Origin of the sequence: Pseudomonas sp. HOU2, assembly GCF_040729435.1 — a bacterium.
Taxonomy (GTDB): domain Bacteria; phylum Pseudomonadota; class Gammaproteobacteria; order Pseudomonadales; family Pseudomonadaceae; genus Aquipseudomonas.
Map to the genome: position 1 here is coordinate 4,104,212 of NZ_CP160398.1, position 25,789 is coordinate 4,130,000.

The 25,789-nt window shown below is 61.0% G+C and carries 24 protein-coding genes; 8 read left to right on the forward strand and 16 right to left on the reverse strand.

Annotation, left to right across the window (positions count from 1 at the left end; genetic code table 11):
• Positions 1-154 precede the first annotated feature (154 nt).
• Positions 155-1,357, forward strand: coding sequence for a multidrug effflux MFS transporter (locus ABV589_RS18510; protein WP_367082950.1), 1,203 nt, complete (start codon positions 155-157; stop codon positions 1,355-1,357).
• Positions 1,358-1,362: 5 nt separating this feature from the next.
• Here the strand turns inward: ABV589_RS18510 and ABV589_RS18515 are convergent, their stop codons facing one another.
• The 3 genes from ABV589_RS18515 to ABV589_RS18525 form a co-directional block, all read right to left on the reverse strand.
• Positions 1,363-1,536, reverse strand: a complete 174-nt coding sequence (locus tag ABV589_RS18515) for a hypothetical protein (RefSeq protein ID WP_007962962.1) — start codon at positions 1,534-1,536, stop codon at positions 1,363-1,365.
• A 153-nt stretch (positions 1,537-1,689) separates the two neighbouring features.
• Positions 1,690-2,703 (reverse strand): zinc-binding alcohol dehydrogenase family protein, encoded by a 1,014-nt coding sequence (locus ABV589_RS18520; protein ID WP_367082952.1) that lies wholly within the window; start codon positions 2,701-2,703, stop codon positions 1,690-1,692.
• 32 nt (positions 2,704-2,735) lie between these two features.
• A complete protein-coding gene (locus ABV589_RS18525) occupies positions 2,736-3,029 on the reverse strand; it encodes a putative quinol monooxygenase (protein ID WP_367082954.1) in 294 nt (97 codons plus the stop codon).
• Positions 3,030-3,147: 118 nt separating this feature from the next.
• Between ABV589_RS18525 and ABV589_RS18530 the strand changes: the two genes are divergently transcribed.
• From ABV589_RS18530 to ABV589_RS18540, 3 genes are all read left to right on the forward strand, one after another.
• A complete protein-coding gene (locus ABV589_RS18530) occupies positions 3,148-4,077 on the forward strand; it encodes a LysR family transcriptional regulator (RefSeq protein ID WP_007962958.1) in 930 nt (309 codons plus the stop codon).
• A gap of 315 nt (positions 4,078-4,392) precedes the next feature.
• Positions 4,393-5,124, forward strand: a complete 732-nt coding sequence (locus ABV589_RS18535) for a helix-turn-helix transcriptional regulator (RefSeq protein ID WP_007962957.1) — start codon at positions 4,393-4,395, stop codon at positions 5,122-5,124.
• A gap of 129 nt (positions 5,125-5,253) precedes the next feature.
• Positions 5,254-6,636, forward strand: coding sequence for an MFS transporter (locus ABV589_RS18540; protein ID WP_367082955.1), 1,383 nt, complete (start codon positions 5,254-5,256; stop codon positions 6,634-6,636).
• A gap of 116 nt (positions 6,637-6,752) precedes the next feature.
• Here ABV589_RS18540 and ABV589_RS18545 read toward each other — a convergent pair whose 3' ends face one another.
• The 3 genes from ABV589_RS18545 to ABV589_RS18555 form a co-directional block, all read right to left on the reverse strand.
• Positions 6,753-7,706 (reverse strand): adenosine deaminase, encoded by a 954-nt coding sequence (locus ABV589_RS18545; RefSeq protein ID WP_003221371.1) that lies wholly within the window; start codon positions 7,704-7,706, stop codon positions 6,753-6,755.
• Positions 7,707-7,788: 82 nt separating this feature from the next.
• Entirely contained in the window at positions 7,789-8,754 is a 966-nt protein-coding gene (locus ABV589_RS18550) for a 2-oxoglutarate and iron-dependent oxygenase domain-containing protein (RefSeq protein WP_367082957.1), read from the reverse strand.
• 144 nt (positions 8,755-8,898) lie between these two features.
• Positions 8,899-9,972 carry a BMP family ABC transporter substrate-binding protein gene (locus ABV589_RS18555; protein WP_367082959.1) on the reverse strand — a complete coding sequence of 358 codons (1,074 nt, stop codon included), beginning with the start codon at positions 9,970-9,972 and terminating at the stop codon, positions 8,899-8,901.
• 273 nt (positions 9,973-10,245) lie between these two features.
• Between ABV589_RS18555 and ABV589_RS18560 the strand changes: the two genes are divergently transcribed.
• Complete coding sequence (locus ABV589_RS18560; RefSeq protein WP_367082961.1) at positions 10,246-11,337, forward strand: calcium:proton antiporter; 1,092 nt, start codon at positions 10,246-10,248, stop codon at positions 11,335-11,337.
• 122 nt (positions 11,338-11,459) lie between these two features.
• Here ABV589_RS18560 and ABV589_RS18565 read toward each other — a convergent pair whose 3' ends face one another.
• The 3 genes from ABV589_RS18565 to ABV589_RS18575 form a co-directional block, all read right to left on the reverse strand.
• Complete coding sequence (locus tag ABV589_RS18565; RefSeq protein ID WP_367082962.1) at positions 11,460-12,818, reverse strand: 8-oxoguanine deaminase; 1,359 nt, start codon at positions 12,816-12,818, stop codon at positions 11,460-11,462.
• A gap of 259 nt (positions 12,819-13,077) precedes the next feature.
• Positions 13,078-13,764 carry an SDR family oxidoreductase gene (locus tag ABV589_RS18570; RefSeq protein ID WP_041067945.1) on the reverse strand — a complete coding sequence of 229 codons (687 nt, stop codon included), beginning with the start codon at positions 13,762-13,764 and terminating at the stop codon, positions 13,078-13,080.
• 25 nt (positions 13,765-13,789) lie between these two features.
• A complete protein-coding gene (locus tag ABV589_RS18575) occupies positions 13,790-14,140 on the reverse strand; it encodes a MerR family transcriptional regulator (RefSeq protein WP_007968100.1) in 351 nt (116 codons plus the stop codon).
• 83 nt (positions 14,141-14,223) lie between these two features.
• On the opposite strand from ABV589_RS18575, the gene ABV589_RS18580 reads away from it, so the two are divergent.
• Positions 14,224-14,643, forward strand: coding sequence for a hypothetical protein (locus ABV589_RS18580; protein WP_367086217.1), 420 nt, complete (start codon positions 14,224-14,226; stop codon positions 14,641-14,643).
• A gap of 91 nt (positions 14,644-14,734) precedes the next feature.
• Here ABV589_RS18580 and ABV589_RS18585 read toward each other — a convergent pair whose 3' ends face one another.
• From ABV589_RS18585 to ABV589_RS18615, 7 genes are all read right to left on the reverse strand, one after another.
• Complete coding sequence (locus tag ABV589_RS18585; RefSeq protein WP_367082964.1) at positions 14,735-15,661, reverse strand: ABC transporter permease; 927 nt, start codon at positions 15,659-15,661, stop codon at positions 14,735-14,737.
• On the reverse strand, positions 15,661-16,767 hold the full coding sequence (locus ABV589_RS18590) for an ABC transporter permease (protein ID WP_367082965.1): 1,107 nt from the start codon (positions 16,765-16,767) through the stop codon (positions 15,661-15,663). Before ABV589_RS18590 ends, ABV589_RS18585 begins: the two co-directional genes overlap by 1 nt.
• Positions 16,768-16,782: 15 nt before the next feature.
• A complete protein-coding gene (locus ABV589_RS18595; protein ID WP_367082967.1) occupies positions 16,783-18,330 on the reverse strand; it encodes an ABC transporter ATP-binding protein in 1,548 nt (515 codons plus the stop codon).
• 606 nt (positions 18,331-18,936) lie between these two features.
• A complete protein-coding gene (locus ABV589_RS18600) occupies positions 18,937-19,518 on the reverse strand; it encodes a YigZ family protein (RefSeq protein WP_367082969.1) in 582 nt (193 codons plus the stop codon).
• A 7-nt stretch (positions 19,519-19,525) separates the two neighbouring features.
• Positions 19,526-20,176, reverse strand: a complete 651-nt coding sequence (locus tag ABV589_RS18605; RefSeq protein WP_367082970.1) for a TetR/AcrR family transcriptional regulator — start codon at positions 20,174-20,176, stop codon at positions 19,526-19,528.
• An 87-nt stretch (positions 20,177-20,263) separates the two neighbouring features.
• The gene (locus ABV589_RS18610; RefSeq protein WP_367082971.1) at positions 20,264-21,652 is read right to left on the reverse strand and encodes a nucleobase:cation symporter-2 family protein; all 1,389 of its coding nucleotides are present in this window, start codon (positions 21,650-21,652) and stop codon (positions 20,264-20,266) included.
• Positions 21,653-21,782: 130 nt separating this feature from the next.
• Positions 21,783-22,703, reverse strand: coding sequence for a LysR family transcriptional regulator (locus ABV589_RS18615; protein ID WP_007968115.1), 921 nt, complete (start codon positions 22,701-22,703; stop codon positions 21,783-21,785).
• A 138-nt stretch (positions 22,704-22,841) separates the two neighbouring features.
• Here ABV589_RS18615 and ABV589_RS18620 point away from each other — a divergent pair, with 138 nt between their 5' ends.
• Both ABV589_RS18620 and ABV589_RS18625 read left to right on the forward strand, forming a co-directional pair.
• Positions 22,842-24,191, forward strand: a complete 1,350-nt coding sequence (locus ABV589_RS18620; protein WP_097089949.1) for an aspartate aminotransferase family protein — start codon at positions 22,842-22,844, stop codon at positions 24,189-24,191.
• 76 nt (positions 24,192-24,267) lie between these two features.
• Positions 24,268-25,761 (forward strand): CoA-acylating methylmalonate-semialdehyde dehydrogenase, encoded by a 1,494-nt coding sequence (locus ABV589_RS18625; RefSeq protein WP_041067919.1) that lies wholly within the window; start codon positions 24,268-24,270, stop codon positions 25,759-25,761.
• The last annotated feature ends 28 nt before the right edge of the window (positions 25,762-25,789 follow it).

A 25,789-nucleotide genomic window follows, 5' to 3' on the forward strand; every position in this document is an offset into this window, starting at 1 on the left:
CTGCTGCGCAGGCCAGCGGGAGCAAGCTCCCTCGCCACAGGTTTCAGGTGTAGGTCATCTGATTTTTAATAGTTAGCGAGCTATCGGAATGTTCAAGGTGTCTCAGCGCGGCTAGACTGTCGGGCTGCCGACTTCTATCCCACCTGGATGCCTGATGAACTTCCGTACCATTCTGATTCTCGGTGCCTTGAGCGCCTTCGGTCCGCTGGCGATCGACTTCTATTTGCCCGCGTTTCCGTCGATGGCGCTGGCCTTTGGCACTGATGAAAAGCATGTGCAGCTGACCCTGGCGGCCTATTTCGCCGGCCTGTCGATCGGGCAGTTGCTTTACGGCCCGGTGGCGGACCGTTTTGGGCGGCGCCTGCCGTTGCTTGGCGGGGTCGGCCTGTTCACCCTGGCCTCGCTGGCCTGTGCCTACGCACCGAATCTGGAATGGCTGATCGGCGCGCGTTTCGTTCAGGCGCTGGGCGGTTGCGCGGGGATGGTGATTTCCCGGGCGGTGGTCAGTGACAAGTGCGATGCGGTTGGTTCGGCGAAAGTCTTCTCGCAGTTGATGCTGGTGATGGGGTTGGCGCCGATCCTCGCGCCGCTGCTCGGCGGTCTGCTGGTCAACACCACGGGCTGGCAGTCGATCTTCCTCGTGCTCACCGGCTTCAGTGCGCTGGCGGGCTTGGCTGTGGCGCTGGGTCTGCCGGAAAGTCTGCCGGCCCATGTGCCACGCCAGCCGTTGTCCGGTGCGTTGCGCCAATACGGCCGGTTGTTCGGCGACCGGGTGTTTCTCGGCCACGCCCTGACCGGCGGTATCGCCGTCGCCGGGATGTTTTCCTATATCGCCGGTTCACCGTTCGTCTTCATCAAGCTCTACGGCGTACCGGCCGAGCATTTCGGCTGGTTGTTCGGCACCAATGCCGCGGGTTTCATTCTGGTGGCCCAGGTTAATGCGCGGCTGTTGGCCAAGCGCGGTCCGGCGTTCCTGCTGGCGCGGGCGGTCTGGGTGTATCTGTTGGCCGGTGTGACTTTGCTCGCGGTCAGCTCGATGCACACCGACGCCTTGTGGCCGTTGTTGCTTCCGTTGTTCGTGTGCATTGCCAGCCTCGGCTGCATCCTGCCTAACGCAGCGGCCTGCGCGATGAACGGTCAGGGCGCGCGGGCCGGCAGTGCCTCGGCGCTGATGGGTTGCCTGCAGTTCAGCGTGGCTTCCGGCGCGGCCTCGCTGGTGGGTGTTCTGCACGATGGCAGCGCCATGCCGATGGCCATGGTCATCAGTCTGTGCGGATTACTGGTGGTGAGCGTTGCGATGTACACCCGGCATTTGCAGAATGCCCGGGCGCTGGCGCAAGCACAGGCCGAAGCCTGAAACCTTCAGCCGGCGGCGCGTTGCTGTCCGGGGTCGGGAAACTGATGGGGCGCGTGCAGGCGCGCTTCAAGGGTGCGGGTGAAGGCGAGGGCCTCGGCTTCACTGCGAAAGGTCACGGCGTGCTGGTCCAGGCGAACCTGCCATTGGGACTTTGCCACTTCTTTTATCAGGATCTTCATTGCTGACCTCCCTTGTGTAAAAGATGCATCGCAGAGGCTTCGATTGTAGACCTGAATACGATCGCATTTGTGACAACGCTCAAGCATCTGACTGACGGCAAAAAACAGCACCAGCCCTTAAAGGGTCTGGCGCTGATTGCGGCCTTCGGATTCTCAGAAACTTTCTAAAACAATTTTCCCCTTGGCTTTGCCACTTTCCAGCAACTCGTGCGCGCGACGCAGGTTGGTCGCGTTGATCGTGCCGAAATGTTCGCCCACCGTCGTTTTCAAAGTCCCCGCATCAATCAGATCGGCCACGCGGTTGAGCAGTTTGTGCTGCTCGATCATGTCCGGGGTTTCGAACAGCGATCGGGTGTACATGAACTCCCAATGCAGCGACAGGCTCTTGCGCTTGAGCTGGCTCACGTCCAGCGACTTCGGATCGTCGATCAGCGCGAGTTTGCCTTGCGGCGCCAGGGCCTCGACCAGTTGATCGAGGTGCAGATCGGTCTGGGTCAAGCTGGCGACGTGGGTCACGTGATCGATGCCGGCGCGCTTGAGTTCTTCGCTCAACGGCTGGCTATGGTCGATCACCCGGTCGGCGCCCAGCTCCGTCACCCAGTCGCGAGTCTGCGCACGGGACGCGGTGCCGATGACCTTCAGGCCGGTCAACTGGCTGGCCAGTTGGGTGAGGATGGAACCGACGCCGCCAGCGGCACCGACGATCAGCAGGCTCTGGCCCACATCGGTTTTGCCTTCGCTGATCTGCAGGCGTTCGAACAACAACTCCCACGCGGTGATCGCGGTCAACGGCAGAGCGGCAGCTTCGGCGAAACTCAGGGACTTGGGCATGTGGCCGACGATGCGCTCATCAACCACGTGCAGTTCGCTGTTGCCACCGGCACGGGCAATGGAGCCGGCGTAGAACACTTTGTCGCCAGCCTTGAACAGCGTCACTTCACTGCCGACAGCCTTGACCACGCCGGCAACGTCCCAGCCCAGCACTTTCGCCGCGCCGTTCTCCGGCGCCACGTTCTGCCGTACCTTGGTGTCCACCGGGTTGACCGAGATCGCTTTGACTTCCACCAGCAGGTCGCGCGGGCCGGCGACCGGCTCCGGCAGTTCGATGTCTTGCAGGGATTGTTCGTCGCTGATCGGCAGGGAGGCGTAATAGGCGATGGCTTTCATGACTTGCTCCATAACGGTAATAGAAGAAGGGCTCAGGCGATGGCGCCCAGGCGTTTCAATTGGAAGTGTTCGATGCAGTGGCCGGCGGCGGCCTGGAAGTTCTGAAAATGCGCGCTGGCGTTGTGCGCCGAAAGGATTTCCTCGCTGGCCCATTGTTCGATCACATAGAAAGTCAGCGGATCGGCGAGGTCGCGGTGCAGGTCGTACTGGCTGCAGCCTTTTTCGGCGCGACTCGGTTCAACCAGTGCGCGCAGGGCGTTTTCGAGGGTGTCCTGCTGGCCGGGTTTGGCGATCAGGGTGGCGATGGCGGTGAATGCTTGGGACATGTGCGGCTCCGGTCGCGGGATAAATTCGCTTGAACCCATCATTGGCTATTTCTCGGCGCGATAAAACCGGCTAAAAGAGCAGTCTCTTTCAATATTTTTTTGATAATCGAGGCTGGGAATGCTGCGTTTCGACGATTTGCAGTTGTTCGTGCGCGCGGCGGATCTGGGCAGCCTGTCTGCAGCGGCGCGGGTGATGGACATGTCTGCCGCTGTGGCCAGCGCGGCGCTCAAACGCATCGAACAGCAACTGGGCGTGCGTTTGCTGGCGCGCTCGACCCGCAGCCTGCGCCTGACCGCCGAGGGCGAAGGCTTTCTCGAATACGCGCGGGCCGCGTTGAGTTCGCTGGACGAAGGCCGGCGTTTTCTCTCCAGCGCGCAGGATCAGGTCAGCGGCATCCTGCAGTTGTCGGCGCCTTCGGATTTCGGGCGCAACCTGTTGTTGCCATGGCTCGACGAGTTTCAGCGCGAGCATCCGAAACTGACCGTGCGCCTGTTGCTCGGTGATCGCATCGCCGACCTGTTCCGCCAGCCGGTGGACATCGCCCTGCGCTATGGCGAGCCGGAAGATTCGAGCCTGGTGGCCCTGCCCATCGCCCCGGACAATCGCCGCGTGCTCTGCGCATCGCCGGCGTACCTGGCGCGCCACGGCGAACCGCGTCAGCTCGAACAACTGGCGCAGCACAACTGCCTGCTGTACATGCTCGGCAGCCGCGTGCACGACCATTGGAGTTTTCATGACGGTAAACGTGAAGTCGGCCTGACGGTCAGTGGCGATCGCTTCAGTGATGACGCCGACGTCGTCCGGTTGTGGGCGGTGGCGGGGGCGGGCATCGCCTACAAATCGTGGCTCGATGTCGGCGCGGATGTGCTCGCCGGGCGCCTCAAAGTGTTGCTGCCGGAGCTGCTCTGTGAGCGTGCTCCGCTGAATCTGTTGTGCGCCCATCGCGCACAATTGAGTAAGCCGGTGAACCTTTTGAGGGAGATGCTCGCCAGCCGATGCGCCGAATTGAGTAGTCAATTTCCCCATTTCCCGAAAGTTGATCATTAGTCGCAGGCAATTAGCGAAATTTCACTCAGGAACTATCACCATTCGTGTCAGCCACGGCGCAGGAAGCAGCGTGCATCCCGCTTATACTAGCGACCGCCTCAAACCTGCACCGATAACCGGTCAGGACTGAATCCGGCCGGTTTTTCAGAGCCGGGCGAGCGCTGTACAAACGCCGCGGACACTCCATTGACGGGTGCCGCAGCACCGGCCTGGCGTGCTCCGGTTCACGGCGTTTTACCCGTCTTGGCCGACGACACATTACTGGTCAAGATGTCTTCGAGCAGTAGACGATACGATTCAACAGGGAGTGAACACATGGAACATGCACCTTGCATCAGCCAGATCGCCACGCTGCTGGCCGACCCCAAGCGCAGTGCGATGATGTGGGCGTTGATGGATGGCTCGGCACGCCAGACCGAAGAGCTGGCGCTGCTGGCAGGGTTGTCGCCATCCTCGGCCAGTGCGCATCTGGGGCGTTTGTCCGCCGGGGGCCTGTTGAAAGTCGAGGTCCGTGGACGCAAGCGCTTTTTCCGCCTGGCAGCCCCGGAGATTGCGGCGGCCATCGAAGCCCTGGCCAGTGCCACCATCGCCAGCGCACCGCGAGAAATTCCTCACGTATTCAAACGCTCGACGCCGAGCGCCAATCCCCGGACTGCGCCGTCTTCACTGCTGCGTGCGCGCTTTTGCGATGACCATCTGGGGGGCACGCTGGCTGCCGATCTGTATCAGCGTCTGCTCGATGCCGGCTGGCTCGAACAGATCGAGCAGCGGGTCGTGGTGACCCTCAAAGGCTCGACGCAACTGGCCAACCGCGGGGTATTCATCCAGGCCCTCGCTCATCGCAAGGCTCAGGTGGCGTGTGCCTGTCCGGACTGGAGTGAACGTCGCCCGCACTTGGGCGGTTCACTGGGCGCGGCGGTGCTGCAACTGTTCATGCAGTCCGGCTGGCTGGTGCTGCCCAAGGACTCCCGAGCCTTGCAAGTGACCCCGGCCGGGCAGCGGGAAATCCAGCGTTTCGCTAAGGAAACCGAGCTGGAATTGGCGTAGTAGAGCGTTCGCCGGCCGACACTTCGACGCTGGCGTCGCCTGTGACTGCGAACAGGTCGTATCCAGAAAAAGCGCCGGGGCGTAATCGCGCACACTCGATCTGCACACATTGTGGATGGGGGATGGGGCATGGATACGCGAAACTTCAGCGCGGCAGAGCGCCTGGAACGGCTGCCGCTCAGCGGTTATCACCGGGTCATTTTCATCATCATCGCCCTGGCGTTCTTTTTCGATTCCATGGACCTAGCCATGATGACGTTCCTGCTTGGCTCGATCAAAACCGAATTCGGCTTGAGCAGTGCACAAGCCGGTCTGCTCGCCAGTTCGAGTTTTTTCGGCATGGTGCTGGGGGCGTCGCTGTCGGGCATGCTCGCCGATCGTTTCGGGCGTAAACCGGTGTTTCAGTGGAGCATCGTGCTGTGGGGCGTGGCCAGTTATCTGTGTTCGACCGCGCAAACGGTCGAGAGCCTGACGCTGTTCCGCATCCTGCTGGGGATCGGCATGGGCATGGAGTTTCCGATTGCACAGTCGATGCTTTCCGAGTTGATCCCGGCGCAGCGGCGCGGGCGCTACATTGCATTGATGGACGGTTTCTGGCCGCTGGGTTTTGTCGCCGCCGGAGTGCTGTCGTACTTCCTGCTGCCGCTGATTGGCTGGCGCGACATCTTTCTGGTGTTGGCGGTGCCGGCGGTGTTTGTGCTGGCGATCCGTTTCTTTATTCCCGAATCACCGCGCTGGCTGGAGCAAGCCGGACGCCATGAGGCGGCGGACAAAGTACTGAGCGCGATCGAGGCCCGCGTGCGGACGTCGCTCGGTGTCGAAACGCTGCCTGAGCCGGTGCGCCTGCCAAGGACAGCAACGCCGCCGGGCAATTTCTTCTCGGCCCTCAAGCAGATCTGGTCACCGCAATACCGCCAGCGCACGACGATGATCTGGAGTCTGTGGTTTTTTGCCTTGCTCGGTTTTTACGGGCTGACGTCGTGGCTCAGTGCGTTGTTGCAACAGTCGGGTTTTGCCGTGACCCAGTCGGTGTATTACACCGTGCTGATTTCTCTGGGCGGGATTCCCGGGTTTCTGATGGCGGCGTGGCTGGTGGAGCGCTGGGGGCGCAAACCGGTGTGCATCGTGACGTTGCTCGGCGGCGGGGTGATGGCGTTTCTCTACGGGCAGAGCGCGGTGTTCGGCGGCAACGTCGCGTTGCTGATCAGCTCGGGATTGCTGATGCAGTTTTTCCTGTTCGGCATGTGGGCGGTGCTCTACACCTATACTCCGGAGTTGTACCCGACCTCGGCGCGCGCCACAGGCTCGGGCTTTGCCTCGGCGATTGGCCGCGTCGGCTCGCTGCTCGGACCGCTGGTGACCGGGTTGGTATTCCCGATTACCGGGCAGGGCGGGGTGTTTGCGCTGGGTGCGCTGTGCTTTGCGATTGCGGCGGGGGTGGTGTGGCTGTTCGGGATGGAGACGCGGGGCAAGACGCTGGAAGAGCTGACTGAACTCGAGATTTCCAGCTAAACACAACTCCTGTGGGAGCGGGCTTGCCCGCGATGGCGGACTGTCAGTCAACATTGATGTTGGAACTGATGGCCTCATCGCGGGCAAGCCCGCTCCCACAGTTTTTGTATTGCTCTTTAAGGTTTTACCAGACGCGCATCCAGGCTGTTCTGCGCCAGGCGTTTAGCTTGATCCTGGGTCATGCCCAGGTGTTCATGCAGCGCATGGAAGTTCTCGGTGACGTAGCCGCCGAAGTACGCCGGGTCGTCGGAGTTGACGGTGACCTTCACCCCACGCTCGAGCATGTCGAGGATGTTGTGCTGCGACATGTGATCGAACACGCAGAGCTTGGTGTTCGACAGCGGGCACACGGTCAGCGGAATCTGCTCGTCGATGATCCGCTGCATCAGGCGCTCGTCTTCGATGGCGCGCACGCCATGGTCGATGCGCTGGATTTTCAGCAGGTCGATGGCTTCCCAGATGTATTCCGGCGGGCCTTCTTCACCGGCGTGAGCAACGGTCAGGAAGCCTTCGTGACGGGCGCGGTCGAACACACGCTGGAACTTGCTTGGCGGGTGACCCATCTCGGAGCTGTCCAGGCCTACAGCCACAAACGCATCACGGAACGGCAGCGCCTGATCGAGGGTTTTCTGCGCTTCGTCTTCGCTGAGGTGGCGCAGGAAGCTCAGGATCAAACCGCTGGTGATGCCCAGTTGCTGCTCGCCATCCTTGAGTGCCGCGGCGATGCCGTTGAGCACCACTTCAAACGGGATGCCCCGGTCGGTGTGGGTCTGCGGGTCGAAGAACGGTTCGGTGTGAATCACGTTCTGCGCTTTGCAGCGCAGCAGGTAGGCCCAGGTCAGGTCGTAGAAATCCTGCGAGGTGCGCAACACGTCGGCGCCCTGGTAATACAGGTCGAGGAATTCCTGCAAGTTGTTGAAGGCGTAGGCCTTGCGCAGGGTTTCGACATCGCTCCACGGCAGGGCGATCTTGTTGCGTTCAGCCAGGGCGAACAGCAGCTCGGGCTCCAGCGAGCCTTCCAGATGCAGGTGCAGTTCGGCCTTGGGCAGGGCGTTGAGCCAATCGTACATATTCTTTTCTCATCAGGTGCAGATGGCGGCCATTCTACAGATGCGCGCCGAAACAATTGGCAAAACCTGACCAAGCGATCCATCACACCGCTTGCGGTTCACGGCGGTAGGCGTAGGTATCGGCGAAGCGTGACAGCAGGAATTCGGCGCAGGTGGTGGTCGGATATTTAGCCGGGTGCTGTTCGTCCTGGCAACCGGGCAGGCATTCGATACGGGTGTCCGGGTGCGGTTCGGCGAAGAACGGCATCGAATAGCGATCCACCCCCAGCGGACTGATCACCCGATGCGGGGTCGAGCGATAACGGTCGTTGCTCCAGCGCGCCATCATGTCACCGAGGTTGACCACGAATGTGCCTTCGATGGGCGGCGCATCTATCCATTCGCCATTGACGTTCTTCACTTGCAGGCCGCCGGCGCTGTCCTGGTAGAGCAGGGTGATGCAGCCGTAATCGGTGTGCGCGCCGGCGCCTTGCTGCTCGGCGCTGCTGGCGGTGCGGCGCGGCGGGTAGTGGATCAGCCGCAGCACACTGACCGGCTGATTGAAGCGGGTGTCGAAGAAGTCGCGCTCGATCCCCATCGCAATCGTCATTGCCCGCAGCAGAGTTTGCGCGAGCGCCTGCATGTCGAGGTAGTGCTGCTCCAGCAGCGTTTCCCAACCGGCGATTGGCGGATGACGATTGGGCCCGCGCAAGGGTTTTTCCGCTAGCACTTCAGGATGGTTCGCCGGCAGGTGTAGGCCCATGTCGAAGGTTTCTTTGAGGTCGCTGGGTTTGTCGGGATCGAGCTGTTCGGTGGCGATGGCGCCGTAGCCGCGATGGTGGCGGGTCTGGGTGATGTCGATCCTGAGTTTTTCTTCTGTCGGTTGCGCAAAAAAGCGCTGGGCGTGGTTGAGCAGCGAATCGATGCGTTGCGCGGAAATCGGGTGACCCTTGATGTAGAAGAAGCCCCATTCGCGGCAGGCTTTGTCGATCTGCGCGGCGACGGCAGGCCACGCGTTTTGGTCGTCGCTATAGAGCGGGCTGATGTCGATGATCGGGAGCTGATCCATACACAATCCTTGAGAGCGCTGAAGATCAAAATGTGGGAGCTGGCTTGCCAGCGATAGCGGTCTGACAGGCAACAATGATGTCGAATGTGAGGACCTCATCGCTGGCAAGCCAGCTCCCACAGGGTCGATGCAAGTTTGAAGAGATTACTTCGGCATCTCGGCCTTCATCCCTTCCACGTAATAGTTCATCGATGCCAACTCCGCATTCGTTGCACTCACCCCCGCCGGGATTTTCTCCACGCCGGCCTGATCCTTGATCGGCCCGGTGAACGGTTGCAGTGCACCGCTCTTGATGTCGGCAATGATCTGCTCTGCCTCGGCTTTCACTGGTGCCGGAACCAGATCACTGATCGGCAGCTCAACCGTGCCTTCCTTCAGCCCGCCCCAGTAGTCCTGGGATTTCCAGTTGTGGTCGATCACGCTTTGGGTCGCTTGAATGTAATGCGGCGCCCAGTCGTTGACGATCGAGGTCAGTACCGCTTTCGGGCCGAAGTGCGCCATGTCCGAGGCGTAACCCACGGCGTACACGCCACGCCGTTCGGCGGCCTGAATCGGCGCCGGGCTGTCGGTGTGCTGGAACACCACGTCCACACCCTGATCGATCAGCGCGTTGGCCGCATCGGCTTCCTTGCCCGGATCGAACCACGAGTTGACCCACACCACTTTGATTTCGGTGCCGGGGTTGTACTTGTTCAGCGCCAGCTGGATGGCGTTGATGTCGCGGATCACTTCCGGAATCGGGAACGAGGCGACATAGCCGATCTTCTTGGTCTTGGTCATCTTCGCCGCGAGGAAACCGCCGACGTAACGCCCCTCGTAAGTGCGCGCCAGATAGGTGCCGAGGTTCTTGTCCTGCTTGTAGCCGGTGGCGTGTTCGAAGGTCACCTTGGGAAACTGTTTGGCGACTTTCAGCGTCGGGTTCATGTAGCCGAAAGAGGTGGTGAAGATCAGGTCGTAGTTGTCCTTGGCCATGTTGCGAATCACCCGCTCGGCGTCGGCACCCTCGGCCACATTCTCGACGTAATTGGTGCTGATCTGCGCGCCGAATTTCTCCGCCAGCGCCTTGCGCCCCTGTTCATGCTGATACGTCCAGCCGTGGTCGCCGATCGGGCCGATGTAGACGAAACCGACCTTCAGCGGATCTGCAGCGCTGGCGCTCAGGCTTATCCCCAGACCGATGGCGGCGCACAGCAGTTTGTGCAGCGGACGTATGTGCATGAATTGGAGCTCCATTTTGTTGTGTGTGGTCAGGAGCAATGCAAATTGCTGACCAACAGGACAACAAAGCCAAAGATCGCAGCCTGCGGCAGCTCCTACAGGGGATGCGCAACCTGTAGGAGCTGCCGCAGGCTGCGATCTTTTCAGCGCCGGAACCAACGCAGTGCAAGCCAGCGGATTCACGCTATCGGTTGGTGCGCTAAGGTGTAACGAAACGTTAGCGCCACGCCGCAGTCAGTAGCTCATTCGAATCTCTCGTCAAAAAGGCCCGCCATGCTCACGATCCTCAAGCAAGAAAGCTTTCTGCTGCTGGCGGTGATTGCCGCGTGCATCGCCTATCCACTGGAACACTGGATGCTGCACAGCGGGCAGATCGTCGCGTTGATTTCGGGTCTGGTTCTGATCGCCTTCATCGTTGCCGCCTCGATGCGCGTCGCTCATCAGGCCGAACTGCTCGCAGAAAAAGTCGGCGACCCTTACGGCACGATGATCCTGACCCTCGCCGCGGTGCTGGTGGAAGTGGTGATCCTGGCGATCATGATGAGCAACGAAGCCTCGGCCACGCTGGTGCGGGACACGATCTATTCGGCGGTGATGCTCGACATCAACGGCATCCTCGGCCTCGCCGCGTTGATGGGCGGGCTCAAGCACGGCGAGCAGTCGTACAACGATGATTCGGCACGCAGCTACAGCGTGATGATCCTCACCGCCATGGGCGTATCGATGGTGGTGCCGGAGTTTATTCCGGCGGCCAACTGGAAGATTTATTCAGCGTTCACCATCGGTGCGATGGTGGTGCTTTACGCGCTGTTCCTGCGCATGCAGGTCGGGCCGCACAGTTACTTTTTCAGCTACAGCTACCCGGATAAACGCCGCAAGAAAGAACCGGTGGAAGATGAACCGAAACCGCTGAGCCTGACTTGGTCGATCGGCATTCTGGTGTTCGGCGTGGTGGTGATCGGCGCTCTGGCCGAAGTGATGTCCAAGACCCTCGATCTGGGCCTGGAAGGCACGGGCGCGCCGCCGGTGATCACGGCGATTCTGGTGGCGGCGATATCGGCGGCACCGGAGATTCTGACGGCGTTGCGTGCCGCGTTGGCCAACCGCATGCAGTCGGTGGTGAACATCGCGATGGGCGCGTCACTGTCGACGGTGATCCTGACCGTGCCGGTGATGGAAGCGATGGCGCTGTACACCGGTCAGCCGTTTCAGATGGCGATGACCCCGGTGCAGACGGTGATGATCTTCATCACGCTGATCGTCAGTGCGATCAACCTCAATGACGGCGAGACCAATGCCATCGAAGGCATGACGCACTTTGTGCTGTTTGCGACGTTCATCATGCTGTCGCTACTGGGCCTCTAGAAACACCACAAATCCCCCTGTAGGAGCTGCCGCAGGCTGCGATCTTTTGATCTTGTTTTAAAATCAAAATCAAGATCAAAAGATCGCAGCCTGCGGCAGCTCCTACAGGGGGCTTTATTGGATCAGGTGCCGGCGATCAACTGGCGAGCCGCCTGGCTGTGATCAGCGATCAGGCCTTTGAGATCAAGACCTTCAACCTGACCATCAACCACCCGCCACTTGCCGCCAATCATCACCCGGTCCGCCCGATCGGCACCGCACAACAGCAGCGCCGAAATCGGATCATGACTGCCGGAGAAACGCAGTTCATCGAGCTTGAACAACGCCAGATCCGCCTGCTTGCCCACCGCCAGCTCGCCAATGTCGGTACGCCCCAGCAGGCTCGCCGAGCCTTTGGTCGCCCAGCCGAGCACGCGCTCCGGGGTGATTTTTTCCGCACCATAACGCAGACGCTGGATGTACAGCGCCTGCCGCGCTTCGAGGATCATGTTCGAGGCATCGTTGGAGGCCGAGCCGTCCACACCCAGACCGAACAGCGCACCGGCATCGGTCAGATCAATACTCGGGCAAATGCCGGAGGCCAGGCGCATGTTCGAACTCGGGCAATGGCAGATACCGGTGCCGGCCTGGCCGAGGCGGGCGATTTCATCCGGGTTGAAGTGGATGCCGTGGGCCAGCCAGGTGCGCGGGCCGAGCCAGCCGACGCTGTCCAGATAATCCACGGTGCGCAGGCCGAAACGCTGCAGGCAGAAATCCTCTTCGTCGAGGGTTTCGGCCAGATGCGTGTGCAGGCGGACGTCGAGTTTATTCGCCAGTTCGGCGCTGGCGGACATGATTTCCGGGGTCACCGAGAATGGCGAGCACGGAGCCAGCGCGATCTGGATTTGCGCACCGTCGCCGCGCTCGTGGTACTCGTGAATCAGGCGCTGGCTGTCGTCGAGAATCACCTGACCTTCCTGCACGGTCTGCTGCGGCGGCAGGCCACCGTCCTTCTCGCCGAGGCTCATCGAACCACGAGTCAGCATGGCGCGCATGCCCAGTTCGCGCACGGTGTCGACTTGCACGTCGATGGCGTTTTCCAGACCGTCCGGGAACAGGTAGTGGTGGTCGGCGGCGGTGGTGCAACCCGACAGCAGCAATTCAGCCAAAGCCACTTTCGTCGCGAGGGCGAGTTTTTCCGGGGTCAGCCGCGCCCATACCGGGTACAGGGTTTTCAGCCACGGGAACAACGGCTGATTGACCACCGGCGCCCAGGCGCGAGTCAGGGTTTGATAGAAGTGGTGATGGGTGTTGATCAGGCCCGGCAGGATCACATGCTCGCGGGCATCGAACACGTCATTGCATGGCGCGGACGGTTGCTGACCGGCTGCCAGCACTTCGACGATCACGCCGTCTTGCAGCACCAGACCGCCACGGGCATCGAGCGCGTTGGCCGTGAAAATGGCGAGGGGATTTTTTAACCAGGTACGGGTCGCAGGCATTGTGGCCGGCTCCTCTGAAAGTGGGGTTCAGGGTTGCCAGCTCAGTGTTGCCCTGTCTGCTGATCCAGGGTCGCCGCGAAGGACGAGGCGCGCAGTTTCAAACAAATCGCCGGATCGGGCAAGCCCAACCCGACAGCCAACACATCCCCCCTGTAGGAGCTGCCGAAGGCTGCGATCTTTTGATTTTGTTTTCCAAGATCAAAAGATCGTCCGATCGCGGCCCGAGCCTTCGGCAGCTCCTACAGGGGGTTTTCAGTGCTTACCAGGGAATGGTTTCACCCTTGTAGTTGATGAAGTGATGCCCGCCCTTGCCGGTGTACGCATTCACCTGATCAATCAGCCCGCGAGTGCTGGTCTCTACATCCAGATCAGCACCTTCACCGCCCATATCCGTTTTCACCCAGCCCGGATGCAACGACAGCACGGTGAGTTTCTGCTCGCCCAGCTGGGTGACGAAACTGTTGGTCATCGAGTTCAGCGCGGCCTTGCTCGCCTTGTACAGCGCCAACTCCGGCGCGTCCGGTACGGTGACGCTGCCCAGGCCGGAACTCATGAACGCCAGCACGCCGCTGCCGTCGCGGATCTGTCCGACGAAGCGCTGTGCGAGGTTGATCGGCGCCACGGCGTTGGTGAAAAACAGTTGCCCGACTTCGGCCAGTGTCGCGCCGCCCGGTGTCTGCACCTCCGGGCCTTTGACCCCGGCGTTGACGAACAACAGGTCGAAGGTCTCGCCCTTGAGCTGCTGGCTCAGGGCGATCACCGCTTGCTGGTCGTCCATGTCGAGTTTCTCGATCCGCACCTTGCCCAGCGCTTGCAGCGCCTCGGCCTTTTGCGGATTGCGCACGGTGGCGGTCACTTGCCAGCCATCGGCCAGCAGGGTTTTCACCAGCCCGAGGCCCAAGCCACGAGAGGCGCCGATGATCAGTGCGTGTTTTGCCTGGGACATGACGGGATTCCTTGAAAGTTACGGTTCACGGATTCAATGGACACGCCTGACCGAGCCGTTGTTGCAACTCTCGTCGCAACACATCGAGTTCGCTCATGCGGGTTTCGATCAAATGCAGTTTGTCGCGCAGCAACTGCGCCACGGCATTTTCCGGGTCGGGCGCGTTCCACAACGCGGCGACACTGTCGCCGATTTCGCCGAGGGTAAAACCCAGGCGCTGTGCAGTCTTGATGTAGAGCACCAGTTGCAGCATTTCCGGCGGGTAATCGCGATAACCGTTGGCACTGCGTTGTGCCGCGATCAGTCCGCGCTGCTCGTAGAAACGCAAGGTGTCGCGGCTGACGGCGCTGGCCTGGGCTAATTCACCGATGCGCATGCTGGGTCTCAAAAGAGGTCTTGACCCTGGAGCATACTCCAGGCTTTACCGTGAGTACTCCCTGAATTTCTGGAGCATGGATGATGTGGACTTCGACCCAGTATCGAAACGTGGTGCGCGGCAGCGCCTGGTATGACCTGATCGTAACGGCGGCGTTTGCCACGCCGTGGAGTTTTGCTGTGTTGCACGGTTTTTTGACCGCGTTGAATTTGCCCGGTGAGCTGCCTGCGTTTCAGCCCGTGCATATGTTGATGGCAAACCTGCTGGGCTCGGTGGTTTGTGTGTGGGCGGTGCTGCGTATTCGTGATCCGCAACCGGTGTATGGGCGCTATGACGCGGTGGCGCGGTTTCTGTTTGCGGCTTGGCAGGCGTATGCCCTGATGCATGGCGCCAGTTCGTTGCTGATCGGTTTTCTGGTCTTCGAGTTGGCGTGGGGCGTGGCTCAGGTCATGCCGGTCTGTGTCGAGGGAGCTTGCTCCCGCTCGGCTGCGCAGCAGCCGTAATTCCTGAGTGCGAGGTCTTCCAGATTCAATGTTGAGGGCCGCTTCGCGCCCCAGCGGGAGCAAGCTCCCTCGCCATAGGTCTGGTGTGTGGCTAATGCCCGGCCTGCCACGGCTGCCCCAACGACACCGGCGCATACAACCGAGTCCGAACGGCATCGCGCGACAACAGCACCAACACCACAATCGTCGCCACATACGGCAGCATCGCCAGCAGGCTCGATGGAATCGCCAGCCCCAACCCCTGCGCCACCAGGTGCAGGATGCTGGCGAGCCCGAACAGATACGCGCCCAGCAGCAAGCGCCACACCCGCCAACTGGCAAACACCACCAGTGCCAGGGCAATCCAGCCACGCCCGGCGGTCATGTTCTCGGCCCACATCGGTGTGTACGCCAGCGACAGATACGCCCCGGCCAGCCCGGCCATCGCCCCGCCAAACAGCACCGCAAGCGTGCGCACGGTCAGCACCGGCAGGCCCATCGCACTGGCCGCGTCCGGGTTCTCGCCAACGGCCTGAATGATCAAGCCGACACGGCTCTTGATGATCACCCACGCCACCAGCGCAAATAGGGCGAACGACAGGTACACCAGCAAGTCCTGAGCAAACAGCATGCGCCCGATCAGCGGAATCTCACTCAGGTAAGGAATCGCCAACGGCTCGAATCCGGCCAACGGCTTGCCGACCCACGCCGCGCCGACAAAGGTCGACAGGCCCACGCCGAAAATCGTCAGCGCCAGCCCGGTTGCCACCTGATTGGCATTGAACACCAGCGCCACCAGGGCAAACAGGCAAGACAAGAGCATCCCCGCGAGCATCGCCAGCAACACGCCGAGCCACAGGTTGCCGCTGTTGAGGGCGACGATAAAACCGATCACCGCGCCAAACAACATCATTCCTTCCTGGCCGAGGTTGAGCACGCCGCTCTTTTCGCAGATCAACTCACCCAGCGCCACCAACAACAGCGGCGTGCCGCAACGCACCATGGCGTAGAAAATATTGCTCAGCAGATCGATATCCATCACAGCGCTCCGGCGGTTACGGCAGGGGACGATGCGCGCCGTGTCCAGCGCAGTTTCAGACGTGGCCGATAGAGAATCAGCACGTCGCAGGCCAGCAGGAAAAACAGCATCATTCCCTGAAACAGTTGGGTGATGGCTTGCGGCAGATTCAGGGTCATTTGCGCGCTTTCGCCGCCGATGTACAGCAGCGCCATCAGCAGGCTGGAGAACAGAATCCCGATAGGATTCAGCCGCCCGAGAAACGCCACGGTGATTGCTGCATAGCCATAGCCCGGCGAGACTTGCGGCACCAATTGCCCGATCGGCCCGGTCACTTCGCAAACCCCGGCCAGCCCGGCCAAGCCGCCGCTGATCAACAGCGCGAGCCAGATCAGACGTTTTTCGCGAAAGCCGACGAAACCCGCCGCACGTTTATCCAGCCCCAGCACCTTGATCTGAAAACCGACAAAGCTTTTCTGCAACAACACCCACACCGCAACCAGTGCGAGCAGGGCGAAATACACCCCGGCGTGCACCCGGCCATCCTCCATCAGCAGCGGCAGGCGGCTGGCGTCGCCGAACATCGCCGACTCGGGAAAGTTGTAGCCGGCCGGATCCTTCAGCGGCCCGTGCACGCAGAACAGCAACAGGTTCAGCGCGATGTAATTGAGCATGATGCTGGTGAGGATTTCGTTGGCGTTGAAGCGTGTGCGCAGCCATGCCGTCAGCCCGGCCCAAGCGGCGCCGGCGCAGGTGCCGGTGAGCAGGATCAGCACCAGTGCCCAGCGGCTTTGCAGGTCGATGATGTTCACCGCCAAGGCACTGCCGGCGAGTGCGCCGAGGAGCAATTGACCTTCGGCGCCGATGTTCCAGATCCGCGCTTGATAAGCCACCGCCAGACCGAGTGCGCAAAGCAGAATCGGCAGCGCCTTGACCAGCAGTTCGGAGACGCCATACAGATCGCTGATCGGTGCGATCAACAGCGTGTGCAAAGTTTGCAGTGGGTCATGCCCCAGAGCGATGAACAGCAGCGAGCCGCAGCCGAGGGTCAGCAGCGCCGCCAGCAGCGGCGAGCACCACAGCATCAGGCGCGATTGCTGGCCACGGGGTTCGAGGGAAAGCAGCATGTTGGGAAAACTCCGTCAGGCCGTGGCCGATGAATGCGCGTGGTTGATGTGCCCGGCCATCCAGCCGCCGACATCGCTCAGCAGGGTGTCGGTCGTGTTCTGCAGCGGCGACAGACGCCCCGCGCACAGCGCGCCGAGGCGGTCGCTGATCTGGAACAGTTCGTCGAGGTCTTCGGAAATCACCAGGATCGCCGCGCCGGCATCGCGCAGGGCAATCAGTGCGCGGTGAATGGTCGCCGCCGCGCCAACGTCGACGCCCCAGGTAGGGTGCGCGGCGATCAGCAGTTTCGGTTGCTGGAGGATTTCCCGGCCAAGAATGAATTTCTGCAGATTGCCACCGGACAGGCTGCGTGCGGCAGCGTGAGTGCCCGGGGTTTTCACCCCGAAGCGCTGAATGACCTGTTGGGCGAGAGCCTCGACTTTGCCGCGCTCGATCAAGCCATGGTTGACCAGTCCTTGCTGGAAGGCCGTGAGCAGGGCGTTGTCAGCCAGACTCAGTTCCGGCACCGCGCCGTGGCCCAGGCGTTCTGCCGGGACAAACGCCACACCGAGTTGGCGCCGCGCATCCGGGCGCAAATCAGCGACCGCTTGCCCGGCGAAACGAATCGTTGTCGCGCCCTCGCGGGGCAGGGTTTGTTCACCGCTGAGCAGGGCGAGCAGCTCATCCTGGCCATTGCCCGCGACCCCGGCGATACCGACGATTTCCCCGCTGCGCACTTGCAGGTTGATGTCGCTCAACGAGCAGCCGAAGGGATCGGGGTTGTGCCAGCTCAAACCGTTGACCTGTAGAAAATCCGCGCCGCCACTGACCTTCGGGTATTCGCCGATCAACGCCGCCGCTTCGCCGACCATCAACCGCGCCAATTGCTGATCAGAGCATTCGGCGGGGACGCAATGTCCGGCTACTCGTCCGCCACGCAACACCGTCGCGCTATGGCACAGCGCGCGCACTTCCGCGAGTTTGTGGCTGATGAACAGAATGCTGCAGCCCTCGGCCGCCAGACGACGCAGGGTGATGAACAGTTCGTCGGCCTCTTGCGGTGTCAGCACCGACGTCGGCTCGTCGAGGATCAGCAGGCGGATGTCCTGCATCAGGCAGCGGATGATTTCCACCCGTTGTCGCTCGCCAATCGACAGGCTGTGGACAAGTCGCTCCGGCTCCAGCGCCATGCCATAGCGGCGCGACACTTCGCGGATTTTCGGTTCAAGCTGTTTCGGCGTGCCGGCCTTGGCGCCCATGGCCAAGGCAATGTTCTGCGCGACGCTGAGGGTTTCGAACAGCGAAAAATGCTGAAACACCATGCCGATCCCCAACTGCCGGGCCTGTGCCGGGTTGCGAATATTCACCCGTTGCCCCTGCCAGAGCATTTCGCCGGAATCGGCCTGGGTCACGCCGTAGATGATCTTCATCAAGGTACTTTTGCCCGCGCCGTTCTCACCCAGCAGTGCGTGGATTTCTCCCGGCGCGATGCTCAGGTCGATGGCGTCATTGGCCAGACAACCGGGGTAGCGTTTGCTGATCTGGCGCAGTTGCAGGCGCGGCGTTGAATCTGGGCTTGGCATGACAGGCTCGACTGGCTTGGAGTTGTGCCTGTGGATAAAGCAATTTCCTGGCCATTGAGTCAGGAACGCCCGCCGTCACTGTCGCCGCGCGCCGGCGGCAGAGCTTCGCGATGAAAATCGCAGGGGGAGCGGGCACCAATTCAGCGCAAAGCTGTTGATCCGGCTCCACTTTTGCACCGTGACGAACTGGTTAAAAAACGAGCAACCGGGTCGAAGCTATACAGAACCTGCGGCTGCGCCAGCCATGAACGGGTTATCCACAGGTTGCTCCACAGTATTTGTGCGCAATTGGAAATCCTTGGCATAAGCGCCGCAGTGCTATCTCCCAAAGGTGATAAAAAGCGCTAACTATTTGTTTTTACGTGGGATTAATCTTTTTTCAGGTGGAATGGACGAAAAGTGAGCAAATCGCGCAAAGCCACGTGACAGAAGGGTTACAGCCATATGTGCTCAGGTTATCCACAGTCGGGTGCACAGCAAATGTGGGCAACTCCGTGGAATAAGCAGATTGTGGGCTGCCCTAAAAGATCGCAGCCTTCGGCAGCTCCTACAGGGAAACGCAAAGTCCTGTGTAGGAGCTGCCGAAGGCTGCGATCTTTTGATCTTCTAACGCTGCAGCACAATCCGCCCACGACTCAAATCCGCTAACTGCGTTTGCAGCAAATCGATCTGCTCCTCACCCACCGCCAACTGCAACTCAACACCATTGGCCGTGAAGTTTTCTTCCACCACCAACCCCCCCAGATCCGCCACTCGCAACTTCACCAGCGCCAACTCGGCAAACCCGCAGGCGCAACTGAGCGGCACACGACTGATCAACTCGACTTTCGCCGCCGCTTGCAGACACTTGTTCGCTCCGCCGCCATAGGCTCGGGCCAAACCGCCGGTACCCAATTGAATGCCGCCATACCAGCGGATCACCAGCACCGCGACCTGGTCGCAATCCTGCGCCTCGATGGCTGCCAGAATCGGTCGTCCGGCGGTGCCGCCGGGTTCGCCATCGTCGTTGCTGCGGTATTGAGCACCGATTTTCCACGCCCAGCAGTTGTGCGAGGCATTCAAGTCGCTGTGTTGTTCGAAGAACGCCTGCGCGTCGGCGGGGCTGCCGATCGGCGCGGCGAAGGTGATGAAGCGGCTTTTGCGAATCTCTTCGCGGTACTCGCAAAAACCGCTGAGGGTGAAAGGCATAAACGTCTTAAATAGTCGGGGTGAGGCCGCAGCCTTTGAGAATGATGCGGATCAGGTTGTTGCCGGCGTCTTCCATGTCCTGTTTGGTCAACTTGTTGCGCCCGCTGACGCGGCAGATCTGCGTGGCGAAGTCGGCGTAATGCTGGGTGCTGCCCCACAGCAGGAAGATCAGGTGCACCGGATCCACCGCGTCCATCTTGCCGGCATCGGTCCACGCCTGGAACACGGCCGCGCGGCCCTGGAACCAGGCGCGGTAATCCTGGTTGAAATACTCGGTCAGGCATTCGCCGCCGCTGATCACTTCCATCGCGAAGATCCGCGACGCCTGCGGTTGGCGGCGGGAGAATTCCATCTTGGCGCGAATGTAGCGGGTCAGCGCTTCGGCCGGATCATCCTCGGCGGTCAGGGTGTTGAAGGTGCTGTCCCACAGCTCGATGATGTTGCTCAGCACCGCCACGTACAACCCAAGCTTGTTGGTGAAGTAGTAATGCAGGTTCGCCTTGGGCAACCCGGCATTCTGGGCGATGGTGTTCATGCTGGTGCCTTTGTAACCGTGACGGGCGAACTCGTCTTCGGCGGCTTTGAGGATGGTCTCTTCGTTCTTCTGACGAATGCGGCTGGCGGGTTTGCCGCCGTGAGCGGGGACTTCAAAGGTCATAGGCACTTCCGGTTTGTCTGTGGGTGCAACCAGTTGCGTTGATAACGCACCCACAGGCATCCGACAAGTCCTGAAGCAATAAAACCGTTACGCCTGTTCGATCTTGTTCAGCGCTGCGGCGGATTCGACGGGGTTGGTTTTCGCTTCTGGCAGTAACAGGCAGAGGATGATCGCGGTCAGGCCACCGCTGGTGATTGCCGAGTCGAACAGGTTCTGCACCAGTTTCGGCAGCAGGTGCAGCAGGTTGGGTTGCGCGGCAATGCCCAGGCCGACGCCGAGCGAGGTGGCGATGATCAGCATGCTGCGTCGGTCCAGCGGCGACTGTGCGAGGATCCGCACCCCGGCCGCCGCCACGCTGCCGAACATCACCAGAGTGGCGCCACCGAGCACCGGTTTCGGGATCTGCTGCAGCACCGCGCCGATCATGGGGAACAGGCCGAGACAAAACAGGATCGCACCGATGTAAAGTCCGACATAGCGGCTGGCGACGCCGGTCAACTGGATCACGCCGTTGTTCTGCGCAAACGTGGTGTTGGGGAAGGCGCTGAAGGTGGCGGCGATCATGCAGCTCACGCCGTCACCGAGCACGCCGCCACGCAGTCGGCTTATATAAGAGGGGCCGCTGATCGGCTGGCGGGCGAGCATGCAATTGGCCGTGAGGTCGCCGACGGTTTCGATGGTGCTGATCAGATAAATCAGCGCGACGGGCAGGAAAGCCGTCCAGTCGAAGCTGAACCCGAACTTGAACGGCGCAGGAAGACTGACCAGCGGCAGGTCAGGCAATGCCTGTGGGACCAGTTTTCCGCTGAACCACGCGGCCAGACTGCCAAGCAGCAGTCCGACAATGATTGCCGACAGCCGCACCCACGGCGTGTTCGAGCGATTGAGCAGGATGATCGTCAGCAACACGAACACCCCCAGCGCCAGATTGCCCGGCGCGCCGAAGTCCGGCGCATTGAATCCACCGCCCAGATCGGTGATGCCGACCTTGATCAGACTGACGCCGATCAGGGTGATGACGATCCCGGTCACTAGCGGCGTAACAACCCGGCGTAATTGACCGATGAAACGGCTGAGGACGATCTGCACCACGGCGCCGAAAAAGCACACGCCGAAGATCATCGCCAGAATGTCTTCCGGGCTGCCGCCGCGCTGCTTGACCAGAAATCCGGCGGACAGCACCGCGCCGAGGAAGGCAAAACTGGTGCCCTGCAAACAGATCATCCCGGCGCCGATGCCGAACGGCCGCCGCGCCTGAATAAAGGTGCCGACGCCCGACACCATCAAGGCCATGCTGATCAGGTACGGCAAGTGCGCGGTCAGCCCGAGGGCCGAGCCAATCACCAGCGGCGGGGTGATGATGCCGACGAAACTGGCGAGCACGTGTTGCAGGGCGGCGAGGATTGCGGCGGGTGGTTTGGGGCGGTCGTCGAGGCCGTAAATCAGGTCGCTGGACGGTACGGAGTCTGGCTGCATGGCTGAGGGCTTCTTATCAAAGGAACGAAGTAATTCCTCCTCTGCAAAAACCTGTCCACTTGCTCAACTTTCTGCCTGTAAACCTTCCAATGTAGGAGCTGCCGAAGGCTGCGATCTTTTGATCTTGCTTTCAACGCGTCGCAGCGAGGCTTTCAAGAAAGCTCTCCAGCACCAAATGAGGGCGCCGCCCCTTGCGCGTGACCGATGCAAGGCTCAAATCATAAAACCGCGTCGTCGATTTCAGCGCACGCAAGCGCCCTTGCTGCACCCACAGGCTGGCGTAGTGATCCGGCAGATAACCGATGTAACGCCCGGTCAGAATCAGAAACGCCATGCCCTCACGATCGGACGCGCTGGCTGTGCAATTGAGCGCCTGATAATGCGCCTGAATCTCCGCCGGCAAACGAAACGTCGGGGCAATCGCGTCCTGACTGTTAAGGCGCTCGTCATCCAGTTGCTTGTCATCCACATAAAACAGCGGATGGCCCACCGCGCAATACAACAGCGAACGTTCGCTATACAAAGGTTGATATTCCAGCCCCGACAGTGCGCTGGCCTGCGGCACCACGCCGACATGCAGGCGGCCGTCGAGCACGCCTTGTTCGACTTCATTGGGCGCGATCATGCGGATCTGGATCTGCACGTCCGGCCCGCGTTCCTTCAACTGGGCGAGGGCATGGGTGATGCGCATGTGCGGCAGGGTGACGAGGTTGTCGGTCAGGCCAATGATCAGTTCGCCACGCAGGTGCTGGTGCAGGCCATTGACCTCGGTGCGGAAACTTTCCAGCGCACTTAACAGTTGCAGCGCTGACTGATAAACCTCGCGGCCCTCTTCGGTCAGCGAGAAGCCGGCGCGCCCGCGCTGGCACAGGCGCAGGCCGAGACGCTGTTCGAGATCGCTCATTTGCTGGCTGATCGCCGAGCGACCGATGCCAAGCACGGTTTCCGCCGCCGAAAAGCCGCCGCACTCCACCACGCTGCGGAAAATCCGCAGCAGGCGAATATCAAAATCACTGACCTGGGCCAGCGGATCGGGGCGGCGACTGCTCATGCTGTTGTTCTCATTGTTTAGCAGGCTTCTAACTGAAGGTTAGAAAAGTTGGATTTCACCGACTTTATCCGCGTGGCAATTTAGCTGCAACAACGCTTTTTATCTCCCTGATGCTTATGCCCTGCGAGGTTTTGCCCGATGAACATGCCTGAAAACGCGCCGTCGCCACTGGCCAGCCAACTGAAGCTGGACGCGCACTGGATGCCGTACACCGCCAACCGCAACTTCCAGCGCGATCCGCGTCTGATCGTGGGTGCCGAAGGCAGCTGGCTGTTCGATGACAAGGGCCGCAAGATCTACGATTCGCTGTCCGGTCTGTGGACCTGCGGCGCCGGGCACACCCGCAAGGAAATCCAGGAAGCGGTTTCCAAGCAACTGGGCACCCTCGATTACTCGCCAGGCTTCCAGTACGGCCACCCGTTGTCGTTCCAGTTGGCCGAGAAAATCACTGACCTGACTCCGGGCAACCTGAACCACGTGTTCTTCACCGACTCCGGCTCCGAGTGTGCCGACACCGCGGTGAAGATGGTTCGTGCCTACTGGCGTCTGAAAGGTCAGTCGACCAAGACCAAAATGATCGGCCGTGCCCGTGGTTATCATGGCGTGAACATCGCCGGCACCAGCCTCGGCGGTGTCAACGGCAACCGCAAACTGTTCGGTCAGGCGATGATGGATGTCGATCACCTGCCGCACACGCTGCTGGCCAGCAATGCATTCTCCCGTGGCATGCCGGAGCAGGGCGGTATCGCGCTGGCTGATGAACTGCTGAAGTTGATCGAACTGCACGACGCATCGAACATCGCGGCGGTCTTCGTTGAGCCAATGGCCGGTTCCGCTGGCGTACTGGTTCCGCCTCAGGGTTACCTGAAGCGTCTGCGCGAGATCTGCGATCAGCACAACATCCTGCTGGTGTTCGACGAAGTGATCACCGGTTTCGGCCGCACCGGTTCGATGTTCGGCGCCGAGAGCTTTGGCGTGACCCCGGATCTGATGTGCATCGCCAAGCAAGTCACCAACGGCGCGATTCCGATGGGCGCGGTGATTGCCAGCTCCGAGATCTACCAGACCTTCATGAATCAGCCGACTCCGGAATACGCGGTGGAATTCCCCCACGGCTACACCTACTCGGCCCACCCGGTGGCGTGCGCCGCTGGCCTGGCGGCACTCGATCTGCTGCAAAAGGAAAACCTGGTGCAGAGCGTGGCCGACGTCGCCCCGCATTTCGAAAACGCGCTGCATGGCCTGAAAGGTTCGAAAAACGTCATCGACATCCGTAACTACGGCCTGGCCGGCGCGATTCAGATCGCGGCCCGTGATGGCGACGCCATCGTGCGTCCATTCGAGGCCGGCATGGCCCTGTGGAAAGCCGGGTTCTACGTGCGCTTCGGCGGCGACACCCTGCAGTTCGGCCCAACCTTCAACAGCAAGCCGCAAGACCTCGATCGTCTGTTCGACGCGGTTGGCGAAGTGCTGAACAAGCTCGACTGATTTTTCCCTCTATATATACCTGCGAATAACGGGCGCCCCATGTGGGCGTCTGTACACAAGAATTCAGGAGTTTTCGATGAGCGTTATCCCGCATTTGATCAATGGCGAACTGGTGACCGAGAACGGTCGCGCGGTTGATGTGTTCAACCCGTCCACCGGTCAGGCGATCCACAAGCTGCCGCTGGCCACCCGCGAAACCATTCAACACGCGATCGACGCTGCCAAGGCTGCGTTTCCGGCATGGCGCAACACCCCGCCGGCCAAACGTGCCCAGGTGATGTTCCGCTTCAAGCAACTGCTGGAGCAGAACGAAGCGCGCATCTCGCAATTGATCAGCGAAGAACACGGCAAGACCCTCGAAGACGCCGCCGGTGAACTGAAGCGTGGTATCGAGAACGTCGAGTTCGCCTGCGCCGCCCCGGAAATCCTCAAAGGCGAGTACAGCCGTAACGTCGGCCCGAACATCGACGCGTGGTCGGACTTCCAGCCACTGGGCGTGGTTGCTGGTATCACACCGTTCAACTTCCCGGCGATGGTGCCGCTGTGGATGTATCCGCTGGCGATCGTCTGCGGTAACTGCTTCATTCTCAAACCATCCGAGCGTGACCCGAGCTCGACGCTGTTGATCGCTCAACTGTTGCTGGAAGCTGGCCTGCCGAAAGGCGTGCTGAGCGTGGTGCATGGCGACAAGACTGCGGTGGACGCGCTGATCGAAGCACCGGAAGTCAAAGCGCTGAGCTTTGTCGGCTCGACGCCGATTGCCGAGTACATCTACGCCGAAGGCACCAAGCGCGGCAAGCGCGTTCAGGCACTGGGCGGGGCGAAGAACCACGCGGTACTGATGCCGGATGCGGATCTGGACAATGCGGTCAGCGCACTGATGGGCGCGGCCTACGGTTCCTGCGGTGAGCGCTGCATGGCGATTTCGGTCGCAGTGTGTGTCGGCGACCAGGTGGCGGATGCGCTGGTGGCGAAACTGGTTCCACAGATCAAGGCGCTGAAAATCGGCGCTGGCACTTCCTGTGGTCTGGACATGGGCCCACTGGTAACCGGTCAGGCGCGGGACAAGGTCAGTGGTTATGTCGATGACGGTGTGGCAGCGGGCGCGACCTTGGTCGTCGATGGTCGCGGCTTGAGCATTCCGGGTAACGAAGAGGGCTTCTTCCTCGGCGGCTGTCTGTTCGATAACGTCACCCCTGAGATGCGCATCTATAAGGAAGAGATCTTCGGGCCGGTGTTGTGCGTGGTCCGGGTCAACAGCCTGGAAGAAGCGATGAAGCTGATCAACGATCACGAATACGGCAACGGCACCTGCATCTTTACCCGTGACGGTGAAGCGGCGCGTCTGTTCTGCGACGAGATCGAAGTCGGCATGGTCGGCGTCAACGTACCGCTGCCGGTACCGGTTGCCTACCACAGCTTCGGCGGCTGGAAGCGTTCGCTGTTCGGCGACTTGCATGCCTATGGCCCGGATGGTGTGCGCTTCTATACCCGTCGCAAGGCCATCACCCAGCGCTGGCCGCAGCGTGCGAGCCATGAAGCTTCGCAATTCGCTTTCCCTAGCTTGTAAGTAGCAGGGCAGTGCATAGAAGGCCGAC

Bases quoted from the DNA above. Each gene is read 5' to 3' on its own strand.
- ABV589_RS18510 (WP_367082950.1), top strand. From the start codon at position 155: ATGAACTTCCGTACCATTCTGATTCTCGGTGCCTTGAGCGCCTTCGGT.
- ABV589_RS18515 (WP_007962962.1), bottom strand. From the start codon at position 1,536: ATGAAGATCCTGATAAAAGAAGTGGCAAAGTCCCAATGGCAGGTTCGC.
- ABV589_RS18520 (WP_367082952.1), bottom strand. From the start codon at position 2,703: ATGAAAGCCATCGCCTATTACGCCTCCCTGCCGATCAGCGACGAACAA.
- ABV589_RS18525 (WP_367082954.1), bottom strand. From the start codon at position 3,029: ATGTCCCAAGCATTCACCGCCATCGCCACCCTGATCGCCAAACCCGGC.
- ABV589_RS18530 (WP_007962958.1), top strand. From the start codon at position 3,148: ATGCTGCGTTTCGACGATTTGCAGTTGTTCGTGCGCGCGGCGGATCTG.
- ABV589_RS18535 (WP_007962957.1), top strand. From the start codon at position 4,393: ATGGAACATGCACCTTGCATCAGCCAGATCGCCACGCTGCTGGCCGAC.
- ABV589_RS18540 (WP_367082955.1), top strand. From the start codon at position 5,254: ATGGATACGCGAAACTTCAGCGCGGCAGAGCGCCTGGAACGGCTGCCG.
- ABV589_RS18545 (WP_003221371.1), bottom strand. From the start codon at position 7,706: ATGTACGATTGGCTCAACGCCCTGCCCAAGGCCGAACTGCACCTGCAT.
- ABV589_RS18550 (WP_367082957.1), bottom strand. From the start codon at position 8,754: ATGGATCAGCTCCCGATCATCGACATCAGCCCGCTCTATAGCGACGAC.
- ABV589_RS18555 (WP_367082959.1), bottom strand. From the start codon at position 9,972: ATGCACATACGTCCGCTGCACAAACTGCTGTGCGCCGCCATCGGTCTG.
- ABV589_RS18560 (WP_367082961.1), top strand. From the start codon at position 10,246: ATGCTCACGATCCTCAAGCAAGAAAGCTTTCTGCTGCTGGCGGTGATT.
- ABV589_RS18565 (WP_367082962.1), bottom strand. From the start codon at position 12,818: ATGCCTGCGACCCGTACCTGGTTAAAAAATCCCCTCGCCATTTTCACG.
- ABV589_RS18570 (WP_041067945.1), bottom strand. From the start codon at position 13,764: ATGTCCCAGGCAAAACACGCACTGATCATCGGCGCCTCTCGTGGCTTG.
- ABV589_RS18575 (WP_007968100.1), bottom strand. From the start codon at position 14,140: ATGCGCATCGGTGAATTAGCCCAGGCCAGCGCCGTCAGCCGCGACACC.
- ABV589_RS18580 (WP_367086217.1), top strand. From the start codon at position 14,224: ATGTGGACTTCGACCCAGTATCGAAACGTGGTGCGCGGCAGCGCCTGG.
- ABV589_RS18585 (WP_367082964.1), bottom strand. From the start codon at position 15,661: ATGGATATCGATCTGCTGAGCAATATTTTCTACGCCATGGTGCGTTGC.
- ABV589_RS18590 (WP_367082965.1), bottom strand. From the start codon at position 16,767: ATGCTGCTTTCCCTCGAACCCCGTGGCCAGCAATCGCGCCTGATGCTG.
- ABV589_RS18595 (WP_367082967.1), bottom strand. From the start codon at position 18,330: ATGCCAAGCCCAGATTCAACGCCGCGCCTGCAACTGCGCCAGATCAGC.
- ABV589_RS18600 (WP_367082969.1), bottom strand. From the start codon at position 19,518: ATGCCTTTCACCCTCAGCGGTTTTTGCGAGTACCGCGAAGAGATTCGC.
- ABV589_RS18605 (WP_367082970.1), bottom strand. From the start codon at position 20,176: ATGACCTTTGAAGTCCCCGCTCACGGCGGCAAACCCGCCAGCCGCATT.
- ABV589_RS18610 (WP_367082971.1), bottom strand. From the start codon at position 21,652: ATGCAGCCAGACTCCGTACCGTCCAGCGACCTGATTTACGGCCTCGAC.
- ABV589_RS18615 (WP_007968115.1), bottom strand. From the start codon at position 22,703: ATGAGCAGTCGCCGCCCCGATCCGCTGGCCCAGGTCAGTGATTTTGAT.
- ABV589_RS18620 (WP_097089949.1), top strand. From the start codon at position 22,842: ATGAACATGCCTGAAAACGCGCCGTCGCCACTGGCCAGCCAACTGAAG.
- ABV589_RS18625 (WP_041067919.1), top strand. From the start codon at position 24,268: ATGAGCGTTATCCCGCATTTGATCAATGGCGAACTGGTGACCGAGAAC.